This window comes from Frankia sp. CcI49, from assembly GCF_001983215.1.
GTDB classification, from domain to species: domain Bacteria; phylum Actinomycetota; class Actinomycetes; order Frankiales; family Frankiaceae; genus Parafrankia; species Parafrankia irregularis.
Window position 1 is genome coordinate 184,107 of the sequence record NZ_MOWP01000004.1, and the last position, 16,087, is coordinate 200,193.

Below are 16,087 nucleotides of genomic sequence, written 5' to 3' on the forward strand. Positions count from 1 at the left end.
CCGTCGCTGTGAGCTGGCAGTTCGTGGACCCGCCTCCCGCCGAGCCGCCGTTGCATCCCCGCCGGGGCCTGCACGACCCGGTGGTGGGAAGCCCGGTCCGCCGTCCCGGCTCGGTCCGGCGAACGATCACGATCGACGCGCTGCACCCGGACGGGGCCGACGGGGACCTGCATCTCGTCGGCCGCGGCCGGGACCTGGTCACCGCGCCCGACGGCGTGGCCGCGCAGGCCGACGCGGCGCGCTTCCACCTCGAGCTCGCCTTCTCCGGCGGGCGTGAGATCCGCCGCCTCGAGGCCGACCCGGCCGTGCCGGCGCTGCGCCAGCTGGTGGCCACCGGGGGCACGTCGGGGTTCCGCCGCCGCCTCGCGGAGCTGCTGCCCGAGCTCGACCAGAGGCTGCCGCTGCTCGCGGCCATGCTGGACGACGTGTCCGTGGTCGGGCTCATCTCGGGCTACGCGGTGAGCCGGATGGGGTATGTCCTGCCCGGCGGGCGTTTCCTGCTGGCCCAGGCCGACCAGTGCGCCGGCTGGGCCCAGGGCGGGACGATCATCGAGAACATCGAGCGGGAGGGGATGCCGCCGATGGTGACCGGCCCGGCCACCCCGCCGCTCGTCCGCCCGGACGACCCGCAGGGCTGGCACGAGCTGCCGCCGCTGCCGCCGCACGGCATGCGCCGGCACCGCCGCCTGGACGTCGTGCGCTCCCCGGCGATGCCCGGCGCCGCCGACGTGGACCTGTTCTTCCGGGACAGCTACCAGTCCGACGGCGGGCCCGAGACCGTCATCCACGAGTACACGGTCACGGCCCGGCTCGATCTCGCCAGCGGTGTCCTCACGGAGATCACGGCGTATCCCCGGGTCCTGCCCTGGGTGGAATGCCCGTTCGCGGCGGCAAGCGCGTCCCGCCTGACCGGCGTCGCCGCCACCGACGTGCGTGACGTGGTGCGGGCGCAGCTGCGGGGTACAAGCACCTGCACGCACCTCAATGACACGCTTCGGTCGCTGGTCTTCGTGCCCGCTCTCGCCTCGCTCCTGCCCGGGCCGGCCGCGGCCGCGTGACCGGGAGCCCGGGGCCGCCGCCGGGTGAGTGTGAAACGTTCGCCGTCCGTGCCTTTGCGGGGAGTCAGGGAGTCAGCCGTGGGTAGCCGAAACTTCGAGATCGACATCGTCGACCAGGTCGCCTGGCTGGTGCTCTCCCGGCCGGACGAGCTCAACACGTTCCAGCCGGAGTTCTGGTACGAGTTCCCGCAGGCGCTGGCCCGGCTCGGTGCGGACGGCGCCGTCCGCGCGCTCGTCGTGGCGTCCACCGGCCGGCATTTCACCGCGGGTCTGGACCTGTCCGCCTTCGGCAGCGCCGAGCTCTTCGCCGACGGTGAGCCGGCCCGGGCCAACCTCGCCCGCCGGTCGCTGATCCTGCGGATGCAGGAAGCCCTGACGGCCCTGGAACGGCTGCGGGTCCCCGTGCTGGCCGCGGTACAGGGCGGGTGCATCGGCGGAGGCGTCGACCTGATCACCGCCTGCGACATGAGGTACGCCACCGCGGACGCCTTCTTCACGGTCCAGGAGACCAAGATCGGAATTCCGGCGGATCTCGGGACGCTGCAGCGCCTGCCGCGGGTCATCCCGGACGGCCTCGCCCGGGAGCTCGTCTACACCGGGCGCCGGCTGCCCGCCGATCAGGCCCTCGCCGCCGGTCTGGTGAACCAGGTGTTCCCGGACCGGGACGCGATGCTCCGCGGCGTCGGCGAGATCGCCGCGGAGATCGTCGCGAACAGCCCGGTCGCGGTGTGGGGGAGCAAGGAACTGCTGCTGCACGCACGGGACCACACCGTCGCGGACGGGCTGACCTACACCGCCACCTGGCAGGGCGGCGCCTTCCAGCCCGGCGAGGTGGCGGAGTCCGTCCAGGCCAGGTTTGACAAGCGGGCCGCGCGCTACCAGGACCTGCCCTCGGTCACCACGCCCGAACAGGCCGGCCGGTAGCCCGTCCCGCCCGTCCCGTCCCGTCTGCCCGTCCCGCCGGCAGGCTCACAGTGCGAGCCGGTCGTCCGCCGCGTGCGCCTTCTGGGCGAAGGGGCGCAGCATGGCGTCCACGGTGAACGACGCGACCAGCGCGCCCGCCTCGTCGTGCACCCGGCATTCCGAGTGGGTCATCCCGTCGCCGGCGAACGTGGACAGGTGGTGATAACGCATCCACTCGTCGGCGCGCACCGCGGCGTGGAAGGAGATGCCGATCGCGTTGATCCCCGTCGACAGCGTGCGGTGGGCCTGGCTCTGCCCGACCCCGGCGTGCGGGCGCAGTGCGGCCGCGATCGAGATGTGGCCGGTGAACTGGGTGAGCAGCCCGGCGTGCAGCGGCGGGTCCACCGGGACGTCCCGGAACCGGACCCAGGTGTCGATGACCGGCGGGCCGACCGGTGCGTCGGGGTCGTCGGTGTACGCCGCGTCGACCATCCGGATGTCCCGCCCGGTGACGGACATGTCGTACGGCTCGCTGTCGTGGGGGCCCGCGCACGGCTCGGTGGCGGCCTGGTGGCGGACGACGTCCGGGGCCGTGACGTCGAGCAGCAGCGTGCCGCTCGCGCGGCGGCGCCCGCCCTGCGAGACATGCACGGCCAGCGTCGAGAAGCTGCGGCCGGCGCTGAGCTCGTCGATCTCGAACTCCAGCGGCTCCCGGGCGTCCGCCGCCCGGTAGAACACCATGTGCGCCGAGACGACCCTGCGCTCGGGCGCGTGGCGGCCCGCCGCCACGATCGCCTGCCCGAGCATCTGGCTGGCCTCGACGACCGGCCGCCGCGCGCCCGCGAGCGTCATGCTGACGTACCGGCGTTCCCCGGCCGGGCGCACGTTCATGATGTCGATCAGGTCCGCGGCGTCACCCCAGGTGGGGAACCGCTTGATCGTGGTGTCGCGTTCGTCCGAACCCGGGCCGGCGTCGACCACCTCGACCCGCACCCGGTCGTGGTCGAACGCGACCAGGCCGGTCAGCCATTCCAGCCCGGGAGCGGGCTCGGAGAAGGCCCAGACGGCGTCGCGCCCGTCGACGGAGATCACGCCGCCGGGGTCATGCCAGTCCCGGGAGCCGGCCTGCACCTTGCCTTCGAGCGTCCACAGCCGTGCCTGGCCCTTGACCGGGCAGGTGGTGGTGCGGCCCTCGCTGTGCAGGGCCTCGGTGCGCACGTCGGCGGGGGGAAAGTAGAGAACGGGATCTTCGGTCGCCTCCCGCACCCGGACGGCGGCCCGGGACTCGGCCACCAGCACGTCGCCCCACCAGGCCCGAGCCAGGTAGCCGCACGGCTGGTGCGATAACGCGGGACTCTCCGCCGACACTTCGGACGTCACAGGCTCCACGCCAAGTGAAGCTAACACCGGGCCCGGGTGCGGGACGAGCGATCGGTGGCGGGCAGCCGGTCGATCCAGCCGAGGACGAGCGAGTTGAACAGGTCGGGATGCTCCTGGTGGAGCCAGTGGCCGCCGGGCAGCTGATGCACCTCGTCGCAGGGCCCGGTGGCGAGGCCGCGCTCCCAGTCCGCCCGGTCGCCCTGCCGCTCGGAGTAGACCGCCAGCACCGGGCAGGACCGCCCGCGCAGGTAGGCGGTGCTGCGCTCCCGACTGCCGAACTGGTCCTCGGCCAGCCACATCCCGGCCAGCGCCGCCTGGGCGACGTCGAGCGGCACCCCCATCGCCCGGCGCCGGTGCCAGGTCGTCAGCGGCCGGGGCGCCTCGGGGCCGGCGAGTGCGGCCAGGTAGCGCAACAACCGCTGCTGGGTGCCCGGCGCGCCCAGGTCACCCAGCGTCCGCGTGGTCCGCTCGACCTCTGCCTCGGTGAGGCCGTACGCCGGCTCGACGGCGACCACGCCGCGGACGAGCTCGGGGCTCTCGACGGCCAGCGCGCTGGCCACCATGGCACCCAGCGAGTGCCCGACCGCCACCACCCGGCCCCCAGCGCTTCCAGCGCTCCCGGTGATGCCGAGCTGGCGCAGCAGCGCGGCGACGTCCGCGGCGAGCACCCTCGGGCGCAGGCCCTTGGAGCCGGTGGAGCGGCCGTGCCCGCGCAGGTCGAAGGAGATCACCCGGTGGTGGCCGAGGAAGTCGGGGATCTGGGCGTTCCAGTCGTGCGAGTCGCAGCACCAGCCGTGGATCAGGAGCAGCGGTTCGGCCGCCGGGTCGTCAGCGTCCTGGGCGGGGTCGTCGGTGAAGAACAGCCTCGTCTCGACCCCCAGGTCGAAGTACGGCATCGGTGGACCCCGCTTCGTAGAGACGTTTCGTCGTCTGAACGACGATCTGTGCGGGACCGATGTTCCCCGGACCCTCCCGCAGCCGGGCGGACGGGTCCGGCCACCGGGCCGGGAGCTGGTTCTCGCCCGCGGGCCGGTGGCCGTCACCCCGGTCCGGCCGACGCCCGGCCGCGCCTTTCCCGCCGCGGGCCTGTGCCGGGGCCGAGGCATTTCTCGGTGTGAGCTTGATGACGTGCTGAGCGGGTAACTACACCGATACGAGCACGTGGGCTTCCGGTCGACACGTAACAGAAAGGCCACGGAAAGCGGTTGGCTCCTCGCTCGTACGACCTGGCCGTGAACGTCGCGTGCATGGTGGCCTGTTCGCGGAGATCGGGATTGGGGGATCGTCTCGCTGGCTGCCGAACGGACCTGACACCTGCGTAATGCCCGATGAGCACCCATCTGGCATCATGCCGACCAGGGTTATTCGGACGCGCGGTACGCGCTACGGATCCGGAAGATGGTGGGATCATGGCCGCGATTGTTGAGCTGGCGGCGTCGATTGACGGCGTCCCGACCGTGGAGGAGACCGACGCGATGCTCGATGAGCTGCGACGGCTCCCGCGTGACGCAGCGACACTCGAGCTGATCGACGGCCTTCTGGAGATTCGAGCACTACTTGGCGCGTGTGAACCATGTGTTGACACACACGCCAAGTAGCGGATCGATCTGTCCGGCGGACCGCCTGGCGGCGAGCCGGACCTGGAGCCGAACTGTGAACCTTCCATCTCACGGTTCGCGGCCAGTGCTGCCGTGAAGTCCGATTCGACGGTGGAAAAGGTTCAGTGAACTGCCGGCCGGCAGCCGAAATGCAGGCTGCCGGCCGGCAGCCGGACTACTGAGCGCCGAACGGCTGACCCTGCTGGCCAACCTGGCCGATGTTGGCGCCGAGGCGGTCACCACCGGAGAGGTTCTGGCCGGCGCCGACACCGGCGAGCTCCTGCAGGCGGTTCTGGACGTACCGCTCGCTGTGGTGGGTCTTGTCCGCGATCCGCGCAACGAGGTCGTTGACGCTGGTGGCGGCGTCAAGGTCGGCGGTGCTGACCTGGCCGAACTGGTCCAGGATCCGGTAGCGGATCTGGCTCCAGTTCCGACGCAGCTGCTGCTCGACCTGCTGACGCTGCTGCTGGTCCATTCTCGCTGATCCCCTCTCGTGTTTCATCAATCCTTCGCCGAATGGTTCGGCGAAGGCGACGTGAACGCTACTCCAGATCGCCTCCGCCGGCCGTCCAGCCAAGGAATTCTGTGGTAACGGAGCGGGGTGGCAAGAAATGGTGCCGGTTAGGCGTCCTGTCGCTTTCCGGCTACCCGTCCTGTTTGGTCACCCGGCCTGGGCGGGATCCAGGACGAACACCGGAATCTCGCGTTCGGTCTTCTTCTGGTAATCCGCGTAGTCCGGCCAGGCCGCGACCGCGCGTTCCCACCAGAGCGCCTTTTCCGCCCCGATGACCTCACGGGCGACCATGTCCTGGCGGATCGGCCCGTCCTGCAGCTCCACCTGCGGATGGGCGACGATGTTGTGGAACCACACCGGGTGGTTCGGCGCGCCACCGAGGGAGGCGACCACCGCGTAGTGGCCCTCGTGCTCGACCCGCATCAGCGGGCTCTTGCGTATCTTGCCCGACTTCACGCCCAGGGTCGTCAGAATGATCACCGGTGCGCCGCGCAGCTCGGTGCCGCGTGTTCCGCCGGAGCTTTCGTACTCCTCGACCTGCTTGCGTACCCATTCGGCGGGGCTTGGCTCGTATTCACCAGTCAACGGCATGCTGTGAGTCAACACCGCTGGTGAGCGGCTCCTTCCCATCCGGCGCCGCGCGGGCCCGCGGTGTGTCGGGTGCCCGGGGACGCGGCGCCGAGCCGACGCGCCGAGCCGACGCGCCGAGCCGCCAGGCCGTCGCAGGCTCGGCGTCAGACCGCGTCGGTCAGGGCTGGCCAGGCCGCGCGCAGCGCGGGCAGCAGTGGCATCGTCAGCGCGTGGCGGGCCGAGACCCAGGTCCAGTCCGCGGTTTCCCAGTTGGCGGCGGAGGGTTCGAACATCGTGCCGATTTCCAGCACCAGCGTCGTGTATGACCACTGCCCGTGGTCGTCGATGTATTCGCGGGCGGGCGGGTGTGCACGGGGGATGTGTGCCGGCAGCGGGCCGAGCTCCTCCTCGGCCTCCCGCAACGCCCCGGCCAGGGCGGACTCGCCGGGCAGGAGCGCTCCGCCGGGAAGCGCCCAGGTGCCGCCCTGATGCGACCGGGGATGGCGCAGGACGAGCAGATACCTCGGATCCGGGTCGGCGGCTGCCCGCAGCAGCACACCGGCGGCGCCGAGGGCACCCCAGTGCTGGCAGCCGCGCGAGCAGAGCACGAAACGTTCGATCACCGACGGGCCTCCTCCGCGGACGCTGGCGGCTTCGGTCGGCGGTGTGGTCACCAGCCCAGCTTGCCCGCCCACCGCCGCCAGGGACGTCCATGGTGTGAACTTGTCGTGCGCCTGCGGTAAACGCGGACGCTGACGGCCGCCACGTCGAGCCGGAGCGTCTCCCCGCGTGCGGACAGTGCCCGCTCCCGCCGGGTGCCGCGGCCGCCGAAGGCCACGGCGTCGGTGTCCAGCACCGGCTTCCACCGCCGGCCGGCCAGCGACGGGTGCGACAGCGTGCGGCCGGTCGCGGGCTCGTTGGCCAGGCTCGCCACCACGAGGAACTCCTCGCCGGCGTCCCAGCGACGGAAGGCGATCAGCCGGGCCGGGTCGTCGGCCGCCACCACCTCGACGGACCGCGACCGCAGCGCCGGGCTGCCCAGCCGCAGCGCGACGAGCGCCTGGTAGCAGGCGAACTGGCCGGCGCCGCGGTTCGCGCGCAGCCCGGCGAGATCCTCCTTGGCCTCGGTGAACGAGTCGTGGAGAAACGCCTGGTCGGCACCCACCTCGTCGCCCATCAGGAACATCGGCGTGCCGGGGGAGAGCAGCGTGAGCGCCGCGACGCACCGCAGCCGGGCGAGGGCGAACCACGCGGTCTCGCCGTCGAGCGGGGCGTGGTCGACGGCGACGAGGATGTTGCGCGCGGTCTGCTCGGCGTTGCCCGCCTCGTCGTGGCTTTCCGTGTAGACCACGGCGTGGTCTGCCGCTGCCGTCAGGGCGGCACCGAACCGGCCCATCGCCAGCGGCCCGTGCTGGTCGCGCCCGGCGGTGTGCAGCAGCTTCGCGTACTCCGGTCCCTCACCCTTGTCACCGATCAGGTGGTGGTAGAAGTCGACGTACCAGCGTGCGTCGAAGCCGAGCCCGCCCTCCTCGGCGGGCCTGGTCACCTCGGCCCAGCCCGAGTGGTCCTCCGCGATGAGCATCACCTGCGGGTCGACGACACGCAGGGTCTGGCACAGCTCGCGCAGGAACTTGCGCCCGGCGATGTTCGCCGCGCCGACGGGGCTCCCGTCCGCGTGCAGGCTGTTGTAGGCGTGGATCGAGGTGGTCTGATCGACCCGCAGCCCGTCGATGTGGAAGTCGTCGAGCAGCGCGACCGCGCTGGCGATGAACAGCGCGCGGACGTTCTCATCGTGGTAGCGCGGAGCCCAGCCGGAGGAGATGTTGTCGAGGTAGCCACCGTCCGGGTGGGGGTGGTCGGTCTCGGCGCCCTCGTACCAGTAGTAGATGTTCCGGCTCGCGGCCGTGCTGTCGACCTGCCAGGCGCAGCGCTGGGCGTTCGGGCTGTAGTGGTTGTAGACGACGTCCATGAGCACGGCGAGCCCGCGCCGGTGACAGGCGCGGACGAATCCCCGCAGCCCCTCCCGTCCGCCCGCGTTCTGCTTGACGGCGAGCAGATGCGAGCTGCCGTAGCCCCAGGATCTCGTCCCGCTGAACTCGAACATGGGCATCAGCTCGACGGCGTTGACCCCCAGGTCGACGAGGTGGTCCAGCAGGGCCGTCGCGTCGGCGAAGGTGCCGGCCGCGGTGTGGCCGAACCCCAGCGAGCCCACGTGCAGCTCGTAGATGACCAGGTCCTCGACCCGGCGCGGGACGGGCCGCGCCGGGTCGAACTCGTCCGCCCAGAACCGGGCGTCGTCGCGGGTGTCGACGATGACCGAGCAGCTCACGGCGCCGTCCAGCTCGTGGGCCGGCCCGTCGTAGGGGGCGCCGCACGGGTCGACGTCACCGGCGCCGCACTGGCGCGTCGAGTACATGTCGGACCGCCAGGCCACCGAGCCGTCGTCGCGCACGATGCGGTAGGCGTAGCGCCGGCCGACCCAGTCGGTGAAGCCGGGGGCGGCGGCCTCCCACCAGCCGCCGGCCACCGCGCGCATCGGCAGCCTGGTGAGCTGGTCGTCCTCGCCTCGGCCGTCGTTGGCGATGTAGCCGCTCGGCCCGGCGAAGGCCACCTCGACGCCACGCGCGTGCGGCGCCCAGACCCGGAACCGGATCCGCTCAGCCGTCTCGGCTCCGGCGCCGGCTCCGAAGCTGGTGCTGGCTCCCAGGCTGTTGCCGGTGCCGGCGGGCCCGGTGCCGGCGGGCCCGGTGCCGGCGTCGACCTCGCCGCCGGTGTCGCGGATCAGTCGTCGTGCGCCGTTGTGCCGGTGCGTCGCGAGCCGGAACTCGGCCTGGGCCGCCGGCCCGTCCTGCGGCTCGATCCGCAGCTGGCGGACCTGCGTCGTGACCTGCGGGTCCGCCAGCTCCGCGGGGATCCCCCACACCCGCGAGCCGTCGGGACGGACCAGCCACACACCCCAGTCGACGGTCCAGGAGGTACTCGCGTCCAGCGTGACCGAGGCGCGGAAGGCGGCGGTGCCGTCCTCGGCGACGAAGCGCTCCATCGCCGTCGTCGACCACGCGGCGGCGGGCCGCCCCTGCTCGTCCCAGCCGCCGGCGAGCAGTGCCTCGTCCGCGATCCGACGTCCGACTCCGGTGTGGTAGACGAAGTCGACGCGAACGGTTCCGGTGTCCTGCATGACCGACCAGAATGTCATGCTTGGCGCGCTTTGTGGCTTTCGGTACCCGACGGGGCCACCCATCAGCGTAGGCGCGCGTCGGGTGCCCGGGGCGGGCCGGCGGCCGTGACGGGGCCCGGCGCACGCGTCAGCGCTGTTCTCCCGGGAGGACCGCCCGGGAGAACAGCGCCGACAGATGATCTTACTTCAGAAGATCCTCACAGGATCGGCGGGCGGGTCACTCGCTCAGCGACGCGGTGGAATCCAGTGCGGAACCGGAGCTGGAGGTACCGCCGGTCACGTAGACCTGGCCGTCACCACCGGTCGCGGCACCGGCGCCGGCGCGGGTCGACAGCGCCCCGCTCGGGCCGGCCGACCACTTGTCGTCGTCCGGGGTGAACACCTGGGTGTCACCGACGACCTTCCCGCTGCTGTCCCGGCCACCGGTCACATAGACCCGGCCGTCCGGCCCGGTCGCCGCCGCCGCGTCCGAGACACCGGTCGGCAGGTCGGCTACCTGAACCCAGGAACCGCCGGGCGCGCCACCGGAGCCCGGTGTGTACGCATAGGCGTTGGACGAGGCCGTCCTGCCGTTGCCCGAGGTACGCCCACCGGCGGCGAGGATACGGCCGTCCGGCAGGCTCGCCAGGGCGGGCGAGGTCGTGGCCGACGGCGGAGCCGAGGCCGTGGACCAGCTCCTGCTGCCCGGGTCGTAGATGGCCAGCGTGGAGGAGTCGAGGACGTAGATCTTCCCGTCGGTGCCGCGGGTCGCGCTCGGGTCGCCCATCGGCTTCGGCAGCGACGGCCCGCTGCTCCAGGAGCCACTCGACGGTGAGTAGACCTCGACGGAGTTCGTCGGGGTGGCGTCGTCACCGGTACGCCCACCGATCGCGTAGACGTTTCCGTTCGTGTCGGTGGCGGCGGCCGGGCGGGTACGCGCGGTCGTCAGCGACGCCGCGTTGGACCAGGCACCGCTCTTCGGGTCGAACACCTGGACGGTGTCCACCGGCCTGCCCGCGCCGGGTGACGCGGCCGCACCGCCGGCGCCGCCGGTGCCCGGCGAGGCGCTGGCCGACGACGTCGGCGAGCCGCTGGACGTCGCCGTCGAGCCCGGCGACGTGGTGGTGGGTGTGGTGGTGGGCGTCGTTGTGTCGCTACCCGGCGAGCCGGGCATGTCGGTTGGCATGTGGGTCGGCATGTCGGTGGGCATGTCGGTGGGCATGTCGCCGTTGAACGCGGCCGGCGTCAGCCGTACGCCGGGCGTCTGCCCCATCTCGCCACCGGCCGGGGGAGTCGTGGACGTCGTCGGACCGCCGGTCTGGGGCGACCCGGTGGGGGAGGGGGAGGTCGAGGTGGGCCCCGTCGTGGTTGGCGACCCCGTCGGTGAACCGGTCGGCGAACCGGTTCCGCCCGCTCCGCCCGCTCCACCGGCACCCGCCGCGCCGCTGGTGGTCTCACCGCCGATCGCGAAGATCTTTCCGTCGCAGCCGGCGGTCGCCCCCAGGTTGGCACGCGCCGAGGGCAGGTCGGCGACGGACTGCCAGGTCCGCAGCGGGCCGGAGACCTCCGGCAGCGTCGGGCACTTCGCGCCGGCCGCGCCTGCGGCGCCGGGTGCGGCGCTCGCCGTGCCGCTGGGCGAGGGCGAGCCCGTCCCGGTCGGCGAGGTCGTCCCGGTCGGCGATCCGGTTCCGTTGGTCGGCGTGCCCGTCCCGTAGGTCGGCGCGGCCGACTGGGTGGCCGGGCTGGTTGGCTGGGCGTGGGCGTCTGGTGCGAAGAGGATCGGCGTGGCCAGGGCCGCGGTCAGTGTGGCGGTCAGGACGAACGCGCGAGACGCACAGCGCTGGGACGTTCGTGACCAGCTCATGGGTTCCCCCCTCCGAGGCCCCGAGCGGGACCGGACCATTGGGTGGACACCGTGCGCCGCCGATCACTGATCGGCGGCGCACGAGGATGGTCGGCTCTGGTTAGCCGCGGTCGTTGCCACATCGAGGGTCGCGACGGGCACGGAGTGTCTTCCCCTAGTTTCCGAGAGTAGTCATGGCTGTGCGTGACCATCGGGGGTCACCCGCCGCGAATGCCAACCAGCCCACCAGACCACCCGCTCGATGGCTCGACGGGGCACGGTGCGGAGCGGGCCTTAGGCTTGCCGGGCCGGGCGGCGAGGACGGATCGAGGGCCGGGACATGGTGAGCGAGCGTGGCTTCAAGGCCATGAACAGCGCGCACAGGCTGCTGTTGAAGGCGACCCGCGGCCGGCTCGGCTGGCGTGCGATCGGCATGCCCGTCCTGGAGCTGACGACGGTCGGCCGCCGCAGCGGCCACCAGCACACGATCATGCTCACCTCGCCGGTCCGCGACGGCACGTCGATCGTGCTGGTGGCCTCCCGAGGCGGCGACGACCGCCATCCCGACTGGTTCCTCAATCTCCGCGCCCAGCCTGACGTCGAGGTCCGCCTCCGCGGTGGCGCGTGGCGGCCCATGCGCGCCCGGGTCGCCACGGAGGCGGAACGCGACCTGCTGTGGCCGCGGGTCGTCGCGGGCAATCGGGTCTACGAGGGATACCAGCGCAAGTCGAAACGGTTGATTCCGCTGGTCCTGCTGGAGCCGCGCTGACATCACACCTGCGCGGGGCGCGGCTGGTCCGGCCCCGGGCTCCCGTACCGGCGCCGAGCAGGAGGAATCCGAGCAGGAGGAAGATGCCGGTAGACGAGGAGGCGGGTGGGGGATGGCTGTGCGGGTGCCGGTGGTCGCGCTCACCGGATATCTGGGCGCGGGCAAGACGACGGTGCTGAACCACCTGCTGCGGGCGCCCGGGGCGCGGCTCGGTGTGGTGGTCAACGATTTCGGCGCGATCAACGTCGACGCGGCCCTGGTCAGCGGCCAGGTGGACGAGCCTGCCTCCATCGCCGGTGGATGCCTGTGCTGCCTGCCGGACACCGACGGCCTCGACGTGGCGCTGGCGAAGCTGAGCCAGCCGAAGCTGCGCCTCGACGCGGTGATCGTCGAGGCCAGCGGGGTGGCCGACCCGCCGGCACTCGCCCGGCTCATCCGGTTCAGCGGGGTTCCTCGGGTGCGCCCCGGCGGCCTTGTCGACGTCGTGGACGCCGCCGCCTATTTCGACACGGTCGATCCGGGCACCGGCCTGCCTCCGGCCCGGTTCGCCTCCGCGACCCTCGTCGTGATCAACAAGACCGACCGGCTCCCGCCGGAGCACCGCGCGGACATCCTGGGACGGATCGCCGACCGGGTCCGCGAGTCCAACCCGCAGGTCCACATCGTCGAGACGACGCACGGTCGCCTCGATCCCGCCCTGGTCCTCGACACCGCGAACCCGCACGACCCGATCGACGAGCTCCCGCTCGCCGCCGCGGCCAGGGAGGCCGGCGAAACGGGGGACGGTGAGGGCCACGCCCACGACCACGACGGCGAAGCGCACCCGCGGGCCGACGCGGTGACCGTGCTCGCCACCGGCCCGGTCGACCCGGGCCGGCTGGTCGATCTGATCGAGCGGCCCCCACCGGGCGTCTACCGCCTCAAGGGCACCGTGACCGTGGACACCGGCCGCGGCCTGCGCCCCCATGTGGTCAATCTCGTCGGCGGCCAGATCCACATCGCCGCCCGGCCCAGCATCCCCAAGCCCGGCATCCCCAGGCCCACCAGTCCCGGCCCCGGCCCCGGCCCTGGCCCCGGCCCCGGCACAGCCGGGCCAGGCTCCGCGGCCGACGGCGGTGACGGCCTGGTCGCGATCGGCCTGCGCCTCGACCTGCCCGGCGTCCAGGCCCGGCTGGAGGCGGCCGTCGCACCCTGCACCGTCCGGCCCACCGCGGACGACGTCCGCCGACTGGCCCGCTACCGGCGGCTGAGCGTCTGACCCGCTCGTTCGGCCGCCGCCCGAACTCGGGCTGGAGCGAGCGACAGGCAAGGGCTCCCGCAGCGGGGCGAAAAGAGGCCGGAGTCGCTGACAATCCACAAGAAGAGAGGATTTTGGTCGTTCTGACGACCAAAATCCTTTACTCTTCGGACTCACCCGGGCGGGCCGGCGGCCCTGGGTAACGGATTCCCCGGCTCGGTGCCCCGTTGGTTCGTGCCCTGTCTGCGGCATGACGAAAACCTGGGCGGCGGTACACTCCAAGGCGGGCCTGGAAAGCATGAAGAATGCGATGGGCTGCATTCGGGTCGAGCTTTGTGTATCCGTATGGTGAAGTACCTTCATGGTGAATTGTGGTCAAATTCAGGTGGAAGGTCTGGTTTGGGGAACTTGACACCCTTTGACGGGATAACCAATGCGCGGGATCTCGGTGGTCTCGCCACGTTGGGCGGTTTGCGTACGTTGTCGAGTGTCCTGTATCGGTCCGGCGCTCTGGACCGCATGTCGGAGCGGGACCGGCACCGGCTCGTCAGCGAGATGCGTGTCGGTACGGTCGTGGACATTCGAACGCGCGAGGAATCCGACGGAGACGGGCTCCAGGACCAGCGGCTCCTGCCCGAGGTGCGGTGCGTCCACGTCTCCGTGGTTCCCGAGGGGAGAATCGGTCGCGAGCCCTTCCCCGACGGCCGCGATCCCATTGCGCTCGCCGAGGGCTACTTCGTGAACCTGGTCGAGGGCGCGGAGGCCCTCGCGGAGATCATCGGCATCATCGCGGGTGCGGTGTCGGTGGGCGAGTCGGTGCTCTTCCACTGCGCCGCGGGGCGTGATCGCACCGGGCTGGTCGCGGCTCTCCTGCTCGGTCTGGTCGAGGTCACGGACGAGCACATAATTTCGGACTACATCGCCAGCAACTCCCACGCGCTGACGATCGCGGAACGCCTGCGGGCGAATCCGCTGTACGTCGCGCAGAGTGCTGACGGAATAAAGCCGGTGATGTTGCGGAACCTGACGATGATCCATTTCCTCGGCCTGGTCGGCGACCGGTTCGGTGGCGTCGACGGGTGGGCCTCGCGGGTGGGGGTAAGCGACGAGGCGGTCTCCGGGCTGCGCAGGAGCCTCGTGCCCGGGCAGGCCACGCAGAGCCCGTGACCGTTTCCCGGCGGTTCCCACGGCGTCCCCGCGGCGGCGCTGGCTGAGGCGCATGCCGTGGGGCTGGCGCTGTCAGGTGTTGCGGATGGCGTTGGCGACGAGACCGAGCGCCTCCTCGGCGCGAGGCAGGGCGGCGGGGTCCAGGGTCAGGAAGCCGTGGATCTGCCCGGCGTAGAGGTGCAGGTCGACGCGGACGCCGGCCTGCCACAGCCGGTCGGCGTAGGTGAGGCCTTCGGCGACGAGGGGGTCGCAGCCGGCGAGGAGCAGCGTGGTGGGCGGCAGGTCCCCGACGTCGGCGTGCAGCGGTGCCACATCCGGGTCCTGGCGCAGCGCCGGGTCCGGTACGTAGTGGTCGGAGAACCAGTTGAGGTCGTCGTCGGTCAGCGGCCAGTCGGCGCCGAAGTGGCCGCCGGCGCGGACCTGCCCGCCCGCGGTCACCGGGTAGGCGAGGACCTGCCGGGCCACCGGCGGCCCGCCGTGGTGGAGCAGCCGGCGGACGGCGACGGTGGCGATGTTCCCGCCGGCCGAGTCGCCGAGCACCACCAGCCGGGCCGGGTCGCCTCCCCATTCCGGCGCGTGGGCGGCCGACCATGCGATGGCGGCGACCGCGCTGTCGACGGCGTGTGGGTAGGGATGCTCGGGCGCCAGCGGGTAGCCGACCGACACCAGCACGCAGTCGGCGGCGTGGACGAGCCGCCGGCAGAAGGAGTCCGAGGAGGCGACGCTGCCGATGACCCAGCCGCCGCCGTGGAAGTACACCACCACCGGGAGACCGGCGCCGGCCTGTGTCTGTGTCTGTGGCCGTCGCCGCGCCCGGTAGACGCGAACCGGCACCCCGGCCCGGCCCGGCACGTCCACGGTGGCGTCGTGGACGTGGTCGACGTCCGGGCCGGCGGACCCGGCCGCGGACCGTTCCTCCAGGTAGGCGCGCGCGCCGTCGACACCCCGCTCGCGCATCGACGGCTGGCCGAGCTGCCTGATGCGGGCCGCGAGCTCCGCGGCGTCCGCGTCCTGCCCCGGTGGCAGTGACAGCCTGACCTCGGCGTTGCCCATCGGCCCGCCCTCCTTGTCGCGCGACGGCTATGCTTTGGACGGATGTCCGAACTCCTCGGACGCCTGTCCGGATCGGAGTGTATGTCGCATGACAGGCCCCGCGGTCGGTGAACCGGTCAGCGAACCGGCGGCTGTCACCGCAGACCAGGCCGCACGCTGGTCGCCGAACCAGCAGGCGGCACGTGCGCGCATCGCGCAGGCCGCGGCCCGTCTGGTGGCCCGCTCGGGGATCGCCGCCTGCACGACCCGGGCCGTCGCCGAGGAGGCCGGCCTGACGAAAAGCACGGTCCACTACTACGTCGACGACGCGGGCGAGCTTGTCGACCTGGCCGTCCTGACCTTCCTGCGGCAGTTCGCCGACCACGTACGCCAGCACATGGACGCCGCGGCCGACGGCCCGGCGGCCTTCCGTGCCCTGGTCCGGACCTTCCTCCCTCCCGACCTCCCTCCCGAAGACGGCACCGCGGAACCGGGTGGCACCGCTGCGCCGGGCGGCGAGACGGCCCCGGGAGGCGGCGGCGTGGCGCTCGGTGCGGACGCGAGGCTGAACAGCCTGGTCCTGTGGACCACCTATCTGGCGCACGCCTGGCCCCGGGGCGCCCACGCCGAGGTGCTGACCTGCTTCGAGACCATCCGCGCGCTGTTCGAGGACGCCATCGGGGGATGCGGTGTCCCGGACCCGGCGGAGCGGGCCCGCGCGGTGCACCTCTACCTGCTCGGTGCCGTCCAGCACAACATCATGCGGCCGCTGCCCCCGGCCGAGATCGCCCGCGCGGTCACGGCGCTGAGCGGCGTGCCGCTCCACCAGTGACCCGCACCTGACCGGATGCCCGCTCGG

Annotated in this window: 15 protein-coding genes; 7 read left to right on the forward strand and 8 right to left on the reverse strand. The window is 72.4% G+C overall.

Going from position 1 to position 16,087, the window contains the following annotated elements:
- The first annotated feature begins 8 nt into the window (after window positions 1–8).
- Together CcI49_RS01550 and CcI49_RS01555 are read left to right on the forward strand one after the other, a co-directional pair.
- Window positions 9–1,058: a DUF2889 domain-containing protein gene (locus CcI49_RS01550; protein ID WP_054564177.1), complete on the forward strand. Its 1,050-nt coding sequence runs from the start codon at window positions 9–11 to the stop codon at window positions 1,056–1,058.
- Between the two features lie 78 nt (window positions 1,059–1,136).
- Window positions 1,137–1,982: an enoyl-CoA hydratase-related protein gene (locus tag CcI49_RS01555; RefSeq protein ID WP_054564176.1), complete on the forward strand. Its 846-nt coding sequence runs from the start codon at window positions 1,137–1,139 to the stop codon at window positions 1,980–1,982.
- 45 nt (window positions 1,983–2,027) lie between these two features.
- Here the strand turns inward: CcI49_RS01555 and CcI49_RS01560 are convergent, their stop codons facing one another.
- Both CcI49_RS01560 and CcI49_RS01565 read right to left on the reverse strand, forming a co-directional pair.
- A complete protein-coding gene (locus tag CcI49_RS01560; protein WP_054564175.1) occupies window positions 2,028–3,341 on the reverse strand; it encodes a DUF427 domain-containing protein in 1,314 nt (437 codons plus the stop codon).
- 20 nt (window positions 3,342–3,361) lie between these two features.
- A complete protein-coding gene (locus CcI49_RS01565; protein ID WP_076823775.1) occupies window positions 3,362–4,237 on the reverse strand; it encodes an alpha/beta hydrolase in 876 nt (291 codons plus the stop codon).
- 513 nt (window positions 4,238–4,750) lie between these two features.
- Here CcI49_RS01565 and CcI49_RS01570 point away from each other — a divergent pair.
- Window positions 4,751–4,939 carry a hypothetical protein gene (locus CcI49_RS01570; protein ID WP_054564173.1) on the forward strand — a complete coding sequence of 63 codons (189 nt, stop codon included), beginning with the start codon at window positions 4,751–4,753 and terminating at the stop codon, window positions 4,937–4,939.
- 175 nt (window positions 4,940–5,114) lie between these two features.
- Here CcI49_RS01570 and CcI49_RS01575 read toward each other — a convergent pair whose 3' ends face one another.
- From CcI49_RS01575 to CcI49_RS01595, 5 genes are all read right to left on the reverse strand, one after another.
- The gene (locus tag CcI49_RS01575; protein ID WP_054564172.1) at window positions 5,115–5,414 is read right to left on the reverse strand and encodes a hypothetical protein; all 300 of its coding nucleotides are present in this window, start codon (window positions 5,412–5,414) and stop codon (window positions 5,115–5,117) included.
- 186 nt (window positions 5,415–5,600) lie between these two features.
- Window positions 5,601–6,044, reverse strand: coding sequence for a nitroreductase family deazaflavin-dependent oxidoreductase (locus tag CcI49_RS01580; RefSeq protein WP_054564171.1), 444 nt, complete (start codon window positions 6,042–6,044; stop codon window positions 5,601–5,603).
- A 143-nt stretch (window positions 6,045–6,187) separates the two neighbouring features.
- Complete coding sequence (locus tag CcI49_RS01585; protein WP_235497470.1) at window positions 6,188–6,646, reverse strand: NUDIX hydrolase; 459 nt, start codon at window positions 6,644–6,646, stop codon at window positions 6,188–6,190.
- A 47-nt stretch (window positions 6,647–6,693) separates the two neighbouring features.
- On the reverse strand, window positions 6,694–9,219 hold the full coding sequence (locus CcI49_RS01590; protein WP_076823776.1) for an alpha-amylase family glycosyl hydrolase: 2,526 nt from the start codon (window positions 9,217–9,219) through the stop codon (window positions 6,694–6,696).
- A 199-nt stretch (window positions 9,220–9,418) separates the two neighbouring features.
- Entirely contained in the window at window positions 9,419–11,044 is a 1,626-nt protein-coding gene (locus CcI49_RS01595; protein ID WP_076823779.1) for a kelch repeat-containing protein, read from the reverse strand.
- Between the two features lie 319 nt (window positions 11,045–11,363).
- On the opposite strand from CcI49_RS01595, the gene CcI49_RS01600 reads away from it, so the two are divergent.
- From CcI49_RS01600 to CcI49_RS01610, 3 genes are all read left to right on the forward strand, one after another.
- Complete coding sequence (locus CcI49_RS01600) at window positions 11,364–11,792, forward strand: nitroreductase/quinone reductase family protein (protein ID WP_076823782.1); 429 nt, start codon at window positions 11,364–11,366, stop codon at window positions 11,790–11,792.
- A gap of 112 nt (window positions 11,793–11,904) precedes the next feature.
- Window positions 11,905–13,050, forward strand: a complete 1,146-nt coding sequence (locus CcI49_RS01605; RefSeq protein ID WP_076823785.1) for a GTP-binding protein — start codon at window positions 11,905–11,907, stop codon at window positions 13,048–13,050.
- 324 nt (window positions 13,051–13,374) lie between these two features.
- Window positions 13,375–14,196, forward strand: coding sequence for a tyrosine-protein phosphatase (locus tag CcI49_RS01610; RefSeq protein WP_083472937.1), 822 nt, complete (start codon window positions 13,375–13,377; stop codon window positions 14,194–14,196).
- Between the two features lie 72 nt (window positions 14,197–14,268).
- On the opposite strand, the gene CcI49_RS01615 is transcribed toward CcI49_RS01610, so the two are convergent.
- Window positions 14,269–15,249, reverse strand: a complete 981-nt coding sequence (locus CcI49_RS01615; RefSeq protein WP_076823790.1) for an alpha/beta hydrolase — start codon at window positions 15,247–15,249, stop codon at window positions 14,269–14,271.
- A gap of 88 nt (window positions 15,250–15,337) precedes the next feature.
- Here CcI49_RS01615 and CcI49_RS01620 point away from each other — a divergent pair, with 88 nt between their 5' ends.
- The gene (locus CcI49_RS01620; protein ID WP_054564164.1) at window positions 15,338–16,060 is read left to right on the forward strand and encodes a TetR family transcriptional regulator; all 723 of its coding nucleotides are present in this window, start codon (window positions 15,338–15,340) and stop codon (window positions 16,058–16,060) included.
- Window positions 16,061–16,087: the final 27 nt, after the last annotated feature.